The 13,210-nt window shown below is 71.5% G+C and carries 15 protein-coding genes; 7 read left to right on the top strand and 8 right to left on the bottom strand.

Translation table 11 applies throughout. The features are described from left to right. Positions 1 to 8 precede the first annotated feature (8 nt). Complete coding sequence (locus JHN63_RS25155) at positions 9 to 968, top strand: DMT family transporter (RefSeq protein WP_234477656.1); 960 nt, start codon at positions 9 to 11, stop codon at positions 966 to 968. Between the two features lie 48 nt (positions 969 to 1,016). Here the strand turns inward: JHN63_RS25155 and JHN63_RS25150 are convergent, their stop codons facing one another. Then, positions 1,017 to 2,348, bottom strand: a complete 1,332-nt coding sequence (locus JHN63_RS25150; RefSeq protein WP_200684447.1) for an aminotransferase class I/II-fold pyridoxal phosphate-dependent enzyme — start codon at positions 2,346 to 2,348, stop codon at positions 1,017 to 1,019. Positions 2,349 to 2,409: 61 nt separating this feature from the next. On the opposite strand from JHN63_RS25150, the gene JHN63_RS25145 reads away from it, so the two are divergent. Further along, positions 2,410 to 3,099 (top strand): pyridoxamine 5'-phosphate oxidase family protein, encoded by a 690-nt coding sequence (locus JHN63_RS25145; protein WP_200684439.1) that lies wholly within the window; start codon positions 2,410 to 2,412, stop codon positions 3,097 to 3,099. Beyond that, positions 3,099 to 3,731 carry an FMN-binding negative transcriptional regulator gene (locus JHN63_RS25140; RefSeq protein ID WP_200684437.1) on the top strand — a complete coding sequence of 211 codons (633 nt, stop codon included), beginning with the start codon at positions 3,099 to 3,101 and terminating at the stop codon, positions 3,729 to 3,731. Before JHN63_RS25145 ends, JHN63_RS25140 begins: the two co-directional genes overlap by 1 nt. Before the next feature lie 254 nt (positions 3,732 to 3,985). On the opposite strand, the gene JHN63_RS25135 is transcribed toward JHN63_RS25140, so the two are convergent. Further along, a complete protein-coding gene (locus JHN63_RS25135) occupies positions 3,986 to 5,002 on the bottom strand; it encodes a DMT family transporter (RefSeq protein ID WP_200684436.1) in 1,017 nt (338 codons plus the stop codon). 109 nt (positions 5,003 to 5,111) lie between these two features. Next, positions 5,112 to 5,666 (bottom strand): Clp protease N-terminal domain-containing protein, encoded by a 555-nt coding sequence (locus JHN63_RS25130; protein ID WP_200684435.1) that lies wholly within the window; start codon positions 5,664 to 5,666, stop codon positions 5,112 to 5,114. Between the two features lie 219 nt (positions 5,667 to 5,885). Between JHN63_RS25130 and JHN63_RS25125 the strand changes: the two genes are divergently transcribed. Together JHN63_RS25125 and JHN63_RS25120 are read left to right on the top strand one after the other, a co-directional pair. After that, complete coding sequence (locus tag JHN63_RS25125) at positions 5,886 to 6,053, top strand: hypothetical protein (protein WP_019071081.1); 168 nt, start codon at positions 5,886 to 5,888, stop codon at positions 6,051 to 6,053. 112 nt (positions 6,054 to 6,165) lie between these two features. Further along, positions 6,166 to 6,594, top strand: a complete 429-nt coding sequence (locus JHN63_RS25120) for an SRPBCC family protein (RefSeq protein ID WP_200684433.1) — start codon at positions 6,166 to 6,168, stop codon at positions 6,592 to 6,594. A 105-nt stretch (positions 6,595 to 6,699) separates the two neighbouring features. Here the strand turns inward: JHN63_RS25120 and JHN63_RS25115 are convergent, their stop codons facing one another. The 5 genes from JHN63_RS25115 to JHN63_RS25095 form a co-directional block, all read right to left on the bottom strand. Next, entirely contained in the window at positions 6,700 to 7,338 is a 639-nt protein-coding gene (locus JHN63_RS25115; RefSeq protein ID WP_200684432.1) for a PadR family transcriptional regulator, read from the bottom strand. 423 nt (positions 7,339 to 7,761) lie between these two features. Further along, a complete protein-coding gene (locus JHN63_RS25110) occupies positions 7,762 to 8,055 on the bottom strand; it encodes a DUF1330 domain-containing protein (RefSeq protein WP_200684430.1) in 294 nt (97 codons plus the stop codon). A gap of 33 nt (positions 8,056 to 8,088) precedes the next feature. Then, positions 8,089 to 9,519: an MFS transporter gene (locus JHN63_RS25105; protein ID WP_200684428.1), complete on the bottom strand. Its 1,431-nt coding sequence runs from the start codon at positions 9,517 to 9,519 to the stop codon at positions 8,089 to 8,091. Then, positions 9,516 to 9,878 carry a MarR family transcriptional regulator gene (locus JHN63_RS25100; protein ID WP_200684464.1) on the bottom strand — a complete coding sequence of 121 codons (363 nt, stop codon included), beginning with the start codon at positions 9,876 to 9,878 and terminating at the stop codon, positions 9,516 to 9,518. The genes JHN63_RS25105 and JHN63_RS25100 overlap by 4 nt, the downstream gene beginning before the upstream one ends. A 275-nt stretch (positions 9,879 to 10,153) precedes the next feature. After that, positions 10,154 to 11,335 carry an MFS transporter gene (locus JHN63_RS25095; RefSeq protein ID WP_307781975.1) on the bottom strand — a complete coding sequence of 394 codons (1,182 nt, stop codon included), beginning with the start codon at positions 11,333 to 11,335 and terminating at the stop codon, positions 10,154 to 10,156. A gap of 123 nt (positions 11,336 to 11,458) precedes the next feature. Here JHN63_RS25095 and JHN63_RS25090 point away from each other — a divergent pair, with 123 nt between their 5' ends. Then, the gene (locus JHN63_RS25090) at positions 11,459 to 12,031 is read left to right on the top strand and encodes a CGNR zinc finger domain-containing protein (protein WP_200684426.1); all 573 of its coding nucleotides are present in this window, start codon (positions 11,459 to 11,461) and stop codon (positions 12,029 to 12,031) included. 214 nt (positions 12,032 to 12,245) lie between these two features. Further along, positions 12,246 to 13,142 (top strand): aminoglycoside phosphotransferase family protein, encoded by an 897-nt coding sequence (locus JHN63_RS25085; protein WP_200684424.1) that lies wholly within the window; start codon positions 12,246 to 12,248, stop codon positions 13,140 to 13,142. Positions 13,143 to 13,210 lie beyond the last annotated feature (68 nt).

Here is a 13,210-nt window from a genome sequence, read left to right as displayed (position 1 = left end):
TGGTACCCATGACCAGTGCCGTGCCCACCGCAGCGCCCCGCAAGCAGACCCGGGACACCACCGACCCCGCCCCTCCCCTCCCCCGCCGCGCACTCGACTGGCGGCTGCGGTTCGGGGCGCTCTCCCTCATCTGGGGCTTCAGCTTTCTGCTCATCAAGGTGGGCACACACGGCTACGCACCCTTCCAAGTGACGTTCGGGCGGCTGCTGTTCGGGACGGCGGTGCTCGCGGCGGCGATGGCCGTGAAGCGCGAGCGGCTGCCCCGGGGCGCACGCACCTGGGCCCATCTGGCGGTCGCCGCGTTCCTGCTCAACGCGCTGCCGTTCTCGCTCTTCGCCTACTCGGAGCTGACGATCCCGTCCACACTCGCGGGCATCTGCAACGCGACCTCGCCGCTGTGGGGCATGGCACTGTCCCTGGTCGCCCTCTCCGAGGACCGCCCGACCCGCGTCCGCGTGGCCGGTCTGGGCCTGGGCTTCCTGGGCGTCCTGACGGTCCTGGGCGCCTGGCAGGGCTTCCACGGCCTGGACGCCACGGGCACGGCGATGGCCCTGCTGGCCTCGCTCAGCTATCCGATCGGCTGGATCTACGTCCGCCGCACCCTGGCGGGCACCGACGCATCCCATCTCTCCCTGACCGGCGCCCAGTTGCTCCTGGCGACCCTCCAACTGGCCGTCATCACACCGCTGTTCACCTCGGTGCCAGCCCGCTTCCCGCTCCTCCCCCTGCTGGCGATCGCCACACTGGGCGCCCTGGGCACGGGACTTGCCGTCCTCCTCCAGTACGGCCTGGTCGCCGAGGTCGGCCCCACGACCGCCCAGATGGTCACGTACTTCATCCCGGTCATCGCCACGGCGGCGGGCGTCGCGATCCTGGGCGAGTCGTTGACCTGGTCGACACCGGTCGGGGCGGTAATTGTGCTTGCGGGTGCGGGACTTACCCAGGTGAGGCGTACGGCGGGGCGCTAGGCGGGCCCGCGGAGCCCCGTGCGCGGAGCCTCTACCGGTACCCCGAACCTACGCGTACCCCCGCATCGGCATCGATCCGCAGGCCGAGGCGATCGCCTCCGCCAGGTCGTCCGTCTCCTCCGGTGTCAGGGTCGAGACGGTGACGCGGATGCCGGGAGGCGCGCTCAGCCGGAAGCGGGCGCCGGGGGCCACGGCCCAACCGGCGTGGAGGAGACGGGAGACCGCGCCGGTCTCGTCCGGCACCGGGATCCACACGTTGAGGCCGCTCATGCCGTGGGCCGCGACCCCGCGTTCGGCGAGCGCGGCGATCAGCGCGTCCCGGCGGGCGCCGTACGCGGCCGCCACCGCCGGGGTGTCGACCGCGCCGTCGGCCCACAGCCGGGCCACGGCCCGTTGAGTGAGGCGGCTGACCCAGCCCGGGCCCAGCCGTTGCCGGCCGCGGACGCGGTCGAGGGTGACGGCGTCGCCGGTGAGCACGGCGAGGCGTAGATCGGGGCCGTACGCCTTGGCCGCCGAGCGGACGAAGGCCCAGGCGCGGGTGGCACCGGCCAAGGGGTGCAGGGGCTGGTCGACGATGCCGTGGCCGTGGTCGTCCTCGATCAGCAGGATCTCCGGGTGGGCCCGCAGCACGGAACGCAGCGCACGCGCGCGCGTGGCGCTCACCACCGCTCCGGTGGGGTTCTGCGCCCGGTCCGTGACGATCAGGGCCCGCGCGCCGGACTCCAGCGCGGTGCGCACGTCGTCGGGGAGCGGCCCCTCGTCGTCGACTCCGACAGGGGTCACGCGCAGCCCGAGCGCCGGTACGAGATCGAGCAGGCTGCCCCACCCGGGGTCCTCGACCGCGACGGTGTCCCCGGGCTTCAGATGGGCGCTGAGGACGCGCTCGATGACGTCCAGCGAGCCGGAGCCGACGGCCACGGGGCCCGCCGGGACCCCGTCCGCGTCCAGTTCGGTCCGGGCGATGCGTGCCAGCTCCGGCTCGACCGGGGCGTCGCCGTACATGACCGGTTCGCGGTCGGACTGTTCGGCGGCGAAGGTGAACGCGCGGGCGAGCGAGGGCAGTTGCGCCCGGTCCGGGTTGCCGTGCGACACATCGCGCACCCCCGCCGGTACGTCCACCCGGATGTGCTCGCGCCCGGTCGTGGCCGGCTTGGGCCGTACCCGGCTGCCCCGGCGCCCGGCGGTCTCGATGACCCCGCGCTCCCGCAACGTCCGGTACGCGGCCGCGACCGTGTTCGGGTTCACTCCCAGCTCTACGGCCAACTCCCGCATGGGCGGCAGCAGTTGCCCGGGCTCCAGCTCGCCCGCACCGACCGCGCGCTCGACGTCCGCCGCGATGTCCGCTGCACGCCGCCCTTCGATCCGATATCCTCCTAGCACAAAGCACACTATGCACTAGTGCAATACGAATAGCAACCAGCGATCAGCACCTGGAGAGAACATGCCGGGGACCACCGCGCAGCCGACGTCACCGCCCGCCGCCGCCTACACGCCCACCGACCGCACCGTCCCCACGCGCTCCGCGGACCGGGCGTCGTACGACAAGGAGTTGGTGCACGCGATACTCGACCAGGCGTACGTCTGCCACCTCGGCTTCGTGCGCGACGGGGCGCCGGTCGTGCTGCCGACGCTGTACGGGCGGGTCGGCGAGCGGCTGTACGTGCACGGTTCGACGGGTGCGCGCCCGCTGCGGATGACCGGGCAGGCCGATCCGGGGCTCCCGGTGTGTCTGACGGTCACGCACGTCGACGGTCTGGTGCTGGCCCGTTCCGCGTTCCACCACTCGATCAACTACCGCTCCGTGGTGGTGCACGGCATCGCCCACCAGGTGACGGACCCGGAGGAGAAGCGGACGGCGCTGGACGCGCTGGTCGACCACGTCGTGCCGGGCCGGTCGGCGGACTCGCGACCCGCCAACAAGAAGGAACTCGCCGCCACGATGGTGATCCGCCTCGACCTCGACCAGGTCTCCGCCAAGCTCCGCACCGGCGGCGCGAACGACGACCCCGAGGACCTGGACCTCCCGCACTGGGCCGGCGTGGTCCCTCTCCACCCCTCCTACGGAGCCCCGCTCCCGAACGACGACCTGGCCCCCGGCACCGAACTCCCCGATTACCTCGCCGCGTTGTGATGCTCATCCACCCCTGGGACGCACCCCAGCACGACACCGAGTGGCAACACTGGCTCGCCGCCCACGACTTCGGCCAACTGGCCGTCAACGGCCCTTCCGGTGAACCCCCGTTCGTCCAACCGCTCCACTTCGCCTACGACCCCGGGCGAGGCGAGGCGATCGCCCATCTCGCCCGCGCCAACCCCCTGTTGCCCGCGCTGGAGGCGGCCCCGCAGGTGGTCCTGAGCGTCGTCGACGACTACGTCTACGTCCCCGGCCCCTGGCAGGCGGAACCGGACGGCCCGACCGAGCACGGCGTACCGACCAGCTTCTACGCGGCGGTCCAACTCCGTTGCACCGCCCACCTGGTGGACGATCCCGCCGAGATGGCACCCCTCCTCGACCACCAGGTCGGGCACTTCCAGCCCGAGGGCGGCTCGTCGACGGTCCTCGCGGGCGAGCCGCCGTACGGACGGCTGTTGTCCGGTATCCGGGTGGTGCGGCTCGAAGTGACCGGCGTGCGGGCGAAGTTCAAGTACGCGGGCAAGCGGTCGACCGAGGTCCAGGACCGGATCGCGGCGGGGCTCGTGGAGCGGGGTGGTCCCCGGGACGCGGTGGCCCGTGAGCATCTGCTGCGTCGGCGGCAGGGCTGACGGGATCTCTCCTCACCCCGGAAGGACGAGTGCGTTCCGCTGGGCCGTGTCCGCAGAGGCGGGGCGGGGCACGCACTCCCCCGCCGTCTCAAGGACGTGGGGACCCCAGCCGCGTCGTCGTCGGCCGTCGGTCGTCGGCTCCCGCACGGGCGAACCGTCTCCGCAGGGGCCCATCGCGTCGTCACGCCCTCCGGGTTCACCGACGCCTATCACGGACGTCTCCGTTTCCCCGCGACCTGCTCCGCCGGCAGGCGCTAGGCGGCCGTGCCTCGGCGGGACAACTCCCTTTCGGGGCCGCCGCTGGCCACCGGCTCCTCGGAGCCCTTCGTGGGGGCGGAGGACTGGGCGATGAAGGCGCCCAGCAGGACCACCGCTCCCCCGACGATCTGCGGCGCGGAGAGGTGTTCGCCGAGCAGGACCCAGGCCAGGACGGTCGCGATGACCGCTTCGAGGCAGGCCACGACGCCCGCGACCTGCGGGGAGAGGCGGCGGACGGAGACGACTCCGGTGACGTACGCCAGGACCGTGGCGATCAGGACGATCCAGGCGAGCAGGACGGCGGCCGGGACCGCGGTGCCGTTCATGTGGGCGTCGCCCTTGAGGACGGACCAGTCCATGGTCCAGGGGCGGGCCACCGCGGTGAGGACGAGGGCGCCGACGAGCAGGCCGTAGGCGATCACGCCGAGCGGGTCGGGGGCCTCCGCGCCGGCGTCGCTGCCCTGGTCGGACAGGACGAAGTAGCCGACCTGGCAGCAGGCGGCGCCGAGCGCGAGCAGCAGTCCCACGGCGTCGAAGCTCAGACCCGACCACACCTCGACGACACAGGCGAGACCGCCGGCCGCGAGGACCACGCCGAGCGCGGCGGCACGGGTGACGGGACGCCGCTGCACGAACCGCACCCAGCCGAGTACGAGGGCGGGTGCGAGGTACTCCACGAGCAGGGCGACGCCGACGGGTATGCGGGATATCGCGGCGAAGTAGCAGGCCTGGACACCGGCCACGGCGAGCAGCCCGAACCCGAGGAGCAGCGCGGGGCGACGGCGGACGAGCGAGCGGTGGCGTACGGCGAGGGGCAGCATCACGAGGGCCGCGCCGGCCACCCGCAGCCACACCACGTGCAGCGGGTCGAGCCCCGCCTCGATCAGCGGTTTCGCCGCGACCCCGGACCCGCCGAAGGCCAACGCGGACCCGAGCGCCAGGCCGAGCCCGACACCCTTGCCGCCACCCGCACCACCGCCGGCCGCACTGCTCTCAGACGTATGCACGGCCACATGATGACAGGGGACGACATGAGCGTCACCCCTGTTGACACCTGTCTCAGGTGATGGACGAGCCCCTTACCAGGGCACCCGGCGGGCCGGGGCATGCGTGCGGCTCGGCTCAGCAGCCCGTCTCGCCGCCGCCCCCGACGTACTCCCCCGAGCGGCCCTCGATCCAGATCAGCACCTCGGGGGACTCGATGCCGGCGCGATGGAGGACCTCCACGGCACGCGACCCGGGGTCCGCGACGATCGTGGCGAGGAGGTCCATGCCGCTCGCCAGGTCGTCGCCGCGGAGCTCCGCGCGCTCGCAGGCGTACTCCAGCGCATCGGCGGCCAGTGGTGACCAGCCTTCCGCCACGGGGATCACGGGGATCGCGCCGGAGTCCTCGACCGAGCCCTGCCACCGGAGGCCGTAGCCGATGCTGCGTTGGACGAGGTAGCCGAGCAGTCGGGCGATCTGCGGGCCGTCGCCGAAGACGGCGCGCGCCTCGGGGTCCGACTCCAGGAGGCTGTGCAGCAGATGGGCCGTGTCGATCTGCCGGTCCCCGTCCCGCAGGGCCCGGCGGCGCGCACCGGCGACCACCGCTGCCAGCTCTGCACTGAGCCTGGCATCGTTGTCCGCGCGGTGGATGCCCTGCTCGTGGACCGACTGCCTGGGGATACGGGGTTGCACTCTCCTACCCCATCAGTCCCCCGCTTCGAGGGCATCCCCGGAGGGTTGCATTTCGTCGTCCCACACAAAGTGGACCCGGGGCGACGCAATCTCCTCCTTACGGATGAGATCACGCCCCTTGACCTCGAGAGGCGCACGCCGGTCTACCGCGCGCCCCGTACGCAACCGCCCTGCACCCGGCGTACGTCTTTCGCGAACATGGAGAGCAGGTGCTGGCTGGTGGCTCTGCCGGCGGTCGACGGCAGGCAGTACGTGTACCGGGTCTACGCCCCGGAGGACGCGCTGCCCGCCGACCTGTTCTGGGACGCGTGGCACTGTCACGACGAGAGCGCCCACCCGCGCGCGTGGGACCTGTTCGACGCGGCGGTGATACGGCGGGTGGGCTGAACGACGCAAGTGGGCGCACACGCACAATTCCTGACGGTTCATCAGTATTGAATGTTGCGCGCCCTGCGGCTACGTTCCGCGACACCGTAGCCCGATACGAAGAGGTGGTCGCATGGCCGAAATCAGCGCGGAGGCACGCATCGAGGCCCCGGCCGAGAAGGTGTGGGCACAACTCACGGACTGGTCCGCGTACGGCGAGTGGAACGCGACGCACACCAACTTCCCCAAGGGCGGCCCGGAGGAACTCGCCGTGGGCGGGACCTTCCAGGAGAACATGAAGCTGATGGGCTTCCCGGCCGAAGTCGAGTGGACCATCGCGGAGTTGGAACCGGCCCGGGTGCTGGCCATCCGCGGCAAGGGGCCGATGGCGGTGAACGTCGCCACGCGCTACACGCTCACACCCGACGGCGACGCCACGACGGTCCGTATCGACGGCGAGTTCACGGGCGCGGCGGTGTCGTTGATGGCGGGCAAGCTGAAGGACTCGGGGACGGCCGCTCTGAACGAATCGCTGCGCAAACTGGCCGGGCTGGTGGCCTGAGGAAAGCACCGGGGCACCGCAGGAACGGGAACGCGCACAGGAAAGACGCCCCACGGAAGCTCCGTGGGGCGCCTTGGCCTGCCGCTTCTTCCGGCGCCGGGGACATCAGTCCTCGTCGGCCAGGATCAGGTACAGCTTCTTGCGGGCGTCGTTGATGACGGTCAGCGCCTTCTCGCGCTGCTCCTTGCTGCCGGTCTTCCAGACCTGGCCGAAGGCCTCCATCAGACCGAAGCCGGCCTGGCGGATCTCGGTGAGGGCCTCCCAGTCGACACCGCGGGAAGCCTCTTCCCAGGGGGCGTCCGGGCCCTCTTCGGCCGCGGTACGGCCGGCCTCGGTGAGGGCGAAGAGCTTCTTGCCGCCCTCCGACTCACTGACGATCAGGCCCTCGTCCTCCAGCAGCTGCAGGGTGGGGTAGACCGAGCCGGGGCTCGGCTTCCACGCGCCGCCGCTGCGCTCGGCGATCTCCTGGATCATCTCGTAGCCGTGCATCGGCCGGTCCTTGAGGAGGGCCAGGATCGACGCGCGTACGTCACCGCGCCGCGCCCGGCCGCCCCTCGGGCCGCCGCGCCCTCGTCCACCCCAGGGGCCGGGACCGAAGCCCGGTCCGAAGCCGGGGCCACCGGGACCGCCCGGACCACCGGGCCCGAAGGGTCCGAAAGCCCCACGCCGCCCGTCGGGGCCACCCCGGCCGCGCCGGAAGGGGCCGTCCTGTCCATGTCCACGCTCGTATCCGTGGGTACGCATCGCAATCACTCCATTCCATCGTTGATCTGTCGCGATGCGTCAACGATATATCGGAACTGTTCGCATGGCAACCCCCTGCCGAACTGCTCTGTTGTCCGGTCGCTGTGAAGCGGGGCTCGTCGCACTGATCAGGGGGAGCCGCGAAGCAGCAGGGTCACGGCGGCCGATTTCGAGTCCTGGCTGGAGCGGGATCACGCGAGCGCGATGGACTTCGATCCTCGAATGGCGCCCGGCACCGGCCGGGTGGACGAGTGCCCGGTCGCGGCGGTCCTGGAGGACCGCACAGGGGGACTCGTCGAGGGGGACCCGCACCCGCGTGATCCGGCAGGCCGAGAAGCTGGTCGCCGAACGGCACGGGGAGGGCGCGGTCCCCCTGACGTCAGTGAAGATCCGAACTTCAGTGAAGATCCGACCGGACCTCGGTCAGTCGATGCCTTCGACGATACGGAAGTCGCGCTCGACGCCGTCGGAGAGGGCGACCAGCGCCTCCTGGTAGGCCGCACTCTCGTGCGCCGCGACGGCCTGCTCGTAGCTGTCGAACTCGATCAGGACGGTGCGCTCGGCGATTCCGGCGTCATGCGCCACGACCCGACCGCCACGGACGAGGACCCGGCCGCCCCCGGCCTTGACGGCCGGAGCGGCCAGCTTGTTGTAGGCAGCCAGCTTCTCGGGGTCTGAAACGGTGCGGTAGGCGCTGACCCAGTAGCCCTTGGGCATGGAACCTCCAGTGTCGGGATGAGTGCATCTGACTTACGGGGTGGTCTCGGACGAGCGTCGACGGGCGAGCGCGAGGCTTGTCAGCGTCGTGATCACCATGGCGCCGATGCCGACCAGCGCGGCGGTGGTGTAGGCGCTGTCGTCGGGGAAGAGGTGGCCGGGGCCGGTGCCCGCGGCGAGGATCAGGCCGCCGATGGCGCTGCCCAGGGAGTAACCGACGCTGCGGACGACGTAGTTGAAGCTCATGGCGCTCGACGTCTCGCTCTTGGGGGTGACGGCCAGGATGACTCCGGGCATCGCGGCCGAGAAGCCCCCGACGCCGAGGCCGAGCACGCCCATCGCCGCGAACAGTTCGGCCAGGTCCGACCGGGCCGCCGCGAACAGGACGAACCCGCCGCCGACCACGACGGCGCTGCCGGCCAGGAGCAGGGGGTCGGCGATCCGCGTCCGGACCCGCGGCGTGAGCTTGCCGGCGACGAACCCCAGCACCGAGAACGGGACGAGGACCAGTCCGGCGACGAAGGTCGTCAGCCCGAAGCCGTAGCCGGCGCCGTGCGGCGTCTGCGCGTACCGGGTGATGAGCGTGAGCAGGAGGTACATGCCGATCCCGCCGACGAACATGGCGAGGTTCGCCCCGGCGACCGCCGGGTGCCGCACCGCCCGCACATCGACCAGGGGCGTCGTGCTGCGCAGCTCCATGACGGCCCAGACGCCCAGCAGCACCACCGCGACGACGGCGAGGCCCGCCGCCACCGCGAGGTGCCGGCTCCACAGATTCCGTTCGCCGGCGAGGAACAGCACCAGGAGCAGCGCGGCGGCCAGGACGACCGCGCCTGCCACGTCCACGTGGGCGGAGCGGCCTTCGGGGGCTTCGGGCATGGAGCGCCACGCGGTCAGGAGGGCGGCGGCGGTGACGACCAGGCCGAGGCCGTAGGCGGCCCGTACCCCGCCGAGCTCGGCGAGCAGTGCGGCCAGCGGGTAGCCGACGCCGGCCCCGATGATCGAGACCACCGAGATCAGGGCGATCACGGCCGCGCCGCGCTCCTCGGGGAGGTGGTCCCGGGCCACGCCCATCATCAGCGCCGTCAGCCCGAGCCCGACGCCCTGGGCCGCCCGGCCGGCCAGCAGCCACGCGAACGGCAGCGGCAGCACGGTGAGCGCGCTGCCGGCGACGACCGCCAGCGTGGCGAGGATCGTGGCCCGCCGGTGCGGACCGGCTCCGAGCCGGCCCAGGACAGGAGTGGCGACGGCGCCGCTGAGCAGCGCGACGGTCAGCGTCCACTGCGCGCTGCCGAGCGAGACGTGGAACGAGGTCGCCACGCTGGTGATGAGCGGCGTCCCGAGGCTGGCGACCGCCGCCACGACCAGAGCGATGAACATCAGGGCGGGGACCAGCAGCCGCGCCTCGGAACGCGCCACCGGGAACGCCTTCACCGCACCCCCGCCGACCGGCTGCCCGGTCACTTCTTCGGCCTTTCCCGGTCCTGAACTTCGAGCTCTGCCAGATGCCTCAGCGCCGGAAGGGCCGCCACCAGCGCCTCGACCTCGTCGCCGGTGAGCTCGCCGATCAACCGCTCGAACCCGTGGACGCCCGCCTGGCGCCGCGTCCGGACATAGGAGGAGCCGGCCTCGGTCAGGCACACCAGCGTGACCCGCTTGTCGGACGCGTCGCCCCGCCGCTCGACCAGTCCGGACTCCTCCATCACCCGGACCAGGGCGGTCATCGCGGGCTGGGTGACGCCCTCGACCGCGGCCAGATCGGTGATGCGCCGCGGGCCGGTCCGGTCCAGGGTGGCCAGGGTGGCGGCGGACGTCAGGCTCATGTCCCGGGGCAGGCGTCTCGCGGCCCTGGTGGCCAGGCCGTAGAGGGCTGCCCCGATGGCGGCGGACGCGCCAGGAGCGGTGTCGTGACGACTCACGCCCGAAGCATAGCAATTTTATATTCACAGTTTATGTAAATGGTCGGCTGCGCTGTGGTGGCATCAAGGAAGGTGACCCCGGATCTCAAGATTCCCGACAGAGTCGCGGAGAGCCTCTTCGGCAGAGGTGGAACCGCCGACTCGAAGTACTGAGCGAGGACCCGCTCGCGAGCCGCCGGCTACGGACGGGCAGCCTGATCCCGAGTGGGCGTCGCGTCCCGTTCACGGCCGTCGGCGGCGGTGCGGATCCAGGCAGGATGCAGGGCCGCGAGGATCAGACACGCACAGGACATGGCGCACCACAACCCGAGAGTTCCGGCACGCTCAAGCAGTTGTGTGCCGATGAGCGGGGCGACGATCCCGCCGATGCCCCAACTCGTGCCGTAGACCGCCAGGTAGCGCCCCTTCCCTCCGGCGGGGGCCATGCCGGCGACGAGTGCGTAGGCGCGGCCCACGAGGAGCAGGTCGCCCACGCTCCACACGATGGTGGCCGCGACGTAGGCGACCAGGCCGTGGGCGAGAGCGTATCCGGCAAGCCCCAGCGCCAGCAGGAGATAGCCGCCGGCGAAGGCGGCGGGTGCCGGGAGTGTGGCGAGTCGTTCGAGCCGCGACAGTGGCTGCGCGGCGGCGATGGTGACGGCGGACGTGGTGAACAGCAGCCCGGCGTCGGCCGGTTGCAGTCCGCGGAGTTCCAGGGACAGCGGCAGCGAGATCATGATCTGGAGGTAGACCACCGCGAACAGCGTCCCCGCCGCGAGCATCACGAGCAACGAGCGATCTCGCCAGGGGGCGACGGTGACCGCGTGCTCTGTTGCCGCTGTCGCGGAGGGGCGGTCCGCGGGCAGGACCAGGTGCACGGTCAGCGCGCAGAGCAGACAGGTGATCGCATCGACCACGAAGAGCCACCGCAGGTCCCAGCGCCCCAGCCCGGCCGCCAGAAGGCCCGCGCCCATCCCGGCCACTGCCAGCGCCGCGTTCAACAGGCCGTAGACGCGGACCTGTTCACCCGGCGCCACGACATCCGCGATCATCGCCTGGCTGGGCGGCTCGTAGATTTCGAAGGCCAATCCCATCAGCACCGCGAAGCAGGCCGCCGCCACCAGACCGTCGGACGAGGCGATGCCCAGTTGCGCCACCGCGCACGCGGTCAGCCCGGCCACGATCGTGCGCCGTCGGCCGATACGGTCGGCCAGGCGACCACCGACCAGACGCGAGGGAATCGTCGCGAGCCCGAAGGCGGCACCGATGTACCCGGCGACGACGGTGCCGGCACCGAAACGCGTCGTGATCAGCACGGTGAGGAACGGCAGGGAGAACGCCCCCAGCCGGTTCACCGCCCGCGCCGCAATCAGCAACCGCACCGCGCGCGGCAAGTCCTTCCCGCCCTGTGCAGACCTCACCGAAGCCCCTCGTGCGTGACCGACGAAACGGCTATCGTCGGTTGCGCACGCACGCTAAAGGCCGAAGGAGTGACCGGTCAAGTGATGTTCGACGGTCACGTGGTGACGCTGCTCGACGCGGCCGTCTCCCTCGTGAATACGCTGACCGACGGCACCCGACAGGGTCGCCCCTACACCGCTCCGCACGGGGATCAGCTCCCGCAGGCGGTGCACGAGGCGCTGCCTCCTACGCCGCTGCGCTCCACGGTCGAGCCGGGCCACGCCGCCCATCTCGCCCACACCGCCCAGCGGATGCGGGCGGTGTTCGAGGCCGTCGACAGCGGCCACATCGATCAGGCGGCCCAGCTGGTGAACGTCCTGCTGCTCGCCGCCGGCGCCCGCCCCCAGCTCGATCGCGTCGACGGCGAGCCCTGGCAGGTCCACTTCCACGGCTCCGACGACAGCCTCTCCGTGGGGTGGAGTGCCGGATGTGCCACCGCCCTCGCGCTGGCGATCGGCAGCGACCTCGCCGGACGCCTCGGCGTCTGCACGGCCCCGCACTGCGACCGCGTGTACGTGGACGCTTCCCGCAATACGGTCCGCCACTTCTGCTCCCCGGCCTGCCGGAGCCGAGTCAAGGCAGCGGCCTTCAGGGCGCGCAAAGCGTCCGGGAGCTGAGCGTCTCTCGGCTTCGGCGCCCGAGTGGTTGGCATTCCCTCCGTCGTTCTTTCCGTGCCCTGACGGCGGCGCAGATCCCATCAGATGGCGAAAAAATCTCGGTTGATCCGGACCCTGGCGCATGAATACTGGCTGTCGCCTCAGCCGATCTCGCCTGTTCCCGGCGTTTCGCATCGGACTGTTCGCATCGGACCAGTGGAAGAGCCTGCGAGAGATGACCATGCACGATGACCAAGTGGACGTGACCACCGAGATCATCACGGCCTTGATCCAGGAACAGTTCCCTCAGTGGAGCGGCGAGGCGATCCGCCCCCTGTCGTCGACCGGGACGGTCCACGCGATCTTCCGCATCGGCAACGACCTCTCAGCGCGCTTCCCGCTGCGCCTGGCCGATTCCGCCGAGACGCTGGCGGTGCTGGAGCAGGAAGCCCGGGCGAGCGCGGAGTTGGCGCGGGTGTCCCGGTTCCCCGTCCCGGAACCCGTCGCTCTGGGAAAGCCCGGAGCGGGTTACCCCATGCCGTGGTCGGTCCAGACATGGCTGCCGGGGGCGGTCGCCTCCGATGCCGACCCGAGTGGGTCGGACGCTTTCGCCGAGGACCTCGCGGTCTTCATCGCGGCCCTGCGGGCCGCCGAGACACGGGGGCGGCTCTTCAGCGGCGACTATCGCGGCGGCGTTCTCGCCCACCACGACGACTGGATGGCGACGTGCTTCGAGGAGAGCGAGGGGCTGCTCGACGTGCCCCGACTGCGCCAAGTGTGGGGCCGTTTCCGGGAGTTGCCGCGCACGAGTCCCGACGTGATGAGCCATGGTGACCTGATTCCCGGCAATGTACTGGTCTCGGAAGGCCGGCTCAGCGGCGTGCTCGACACCGGCGGCTTCGGCCCGGCCGACCCCGCGCTGGATCTGGTCAGTGCCTGGCACCTGTTGCGGCCGGGCCCGCGGGAGGTGCTCCGGCGGACGCTGGCCTGTGACGATCTGGAGTGGGAGCGCGGCAAGGCATGGGCGTTCGAACAGGCGATGGGTCTCGTCTGGTACTACGTCGAGACCAATCCGACGATGAGCGGCCTGGGGCGCCGGACACTCGGCCGCATTCTGGAGTCGACGGAGTGATGACGGAGTGATGTGGGCCTGTGCCGGTGATCACAAGCCCACGGGCCGGTGATCACAGGCCCACGGCG

The organism is Streptomyces sp. MBT65, from assembly GCF_016612545.1.
GTDB lineage: Bacteria > Actinomycetota > Actinomycetes > Streptomycetales > Streptomycetaceae > Streptomyces.
The sequence above is the reverse complement of the archived record's forward strand: the minus strand, read 5'-3'. Positions and strand labels throughout refer to the sequence as shown.

What these genes read in the sequence shown, in the direction of transcription:
- JHN63_RS25155 (WP_234477656.1), top strand. Translation starts at nt 9, where the DNA reads ATGACCAGTGCCGTGCCCACCGCAGCGCCCCGCAAGCAGACCCGGGAC.
- JHN63_RS25145 (WP_200684439.1), top strand. Translation starts at nt 2,410, where the DNA reads ATGCCGGGGACCACCGCGCAGCCGACGTCACCGCCCGCCGCCGCCTAC.
- JHN63_RS25140 (WP_200684437.1), top strand. Translation starts at nt 3,099, where the DNA reads ATGCTCATCCACCCCTGGGACGCACCCCAGCACGACACCGAGTGGCAA.
- JHN63_RS25120 (WP_200684433.1), top strand. Translation starts at nt 6,166, where the DNA reads ATGGCCGAAATCAGCGCGGAGGCACGCATCGAGGCCCCGGCCGAGAAG.
- JHN63_RS25115 (WP_200684432.1), bottom strand. Translation starts at nt 7,338, where the DNA reads ATGCGTACCCACGGATACGAGCGTGGACATGGACAGGACGGCCCCTTC.
- JHN63_RS25110 (WP_200684430.1), bottom strand. Translation starts at nt 8,055, where the DNA reads ATGCCCAAGGGCTACTGGGTCAGCGCCTACCGCACCGTTTCAGACCCC.
- JHN63_RS25100 (WP_200684464.1), bottom strand. Translation starts at nt 9,878, where the DNA reads ATGAGCCTGACGTCCGCCGCCACCCTGGCCACCCTGGACCGGACCGGC.
- JHN63_RS25090 (WP_200684426.1), top strand. Translation starts at nt 11,459, where the DNA reads ATGTTCGACGGTCACGTGGTGACGCTGCTCGACGCGGCCGTCTCCCTC.
- JHN63_RS25085 (WP_200684424.1), top strand. Translation starts at nt 12,246, where the DNA reads ATGACCATGCACGATGACCAAGTGGACGTGACCACCGAGATCATCACG.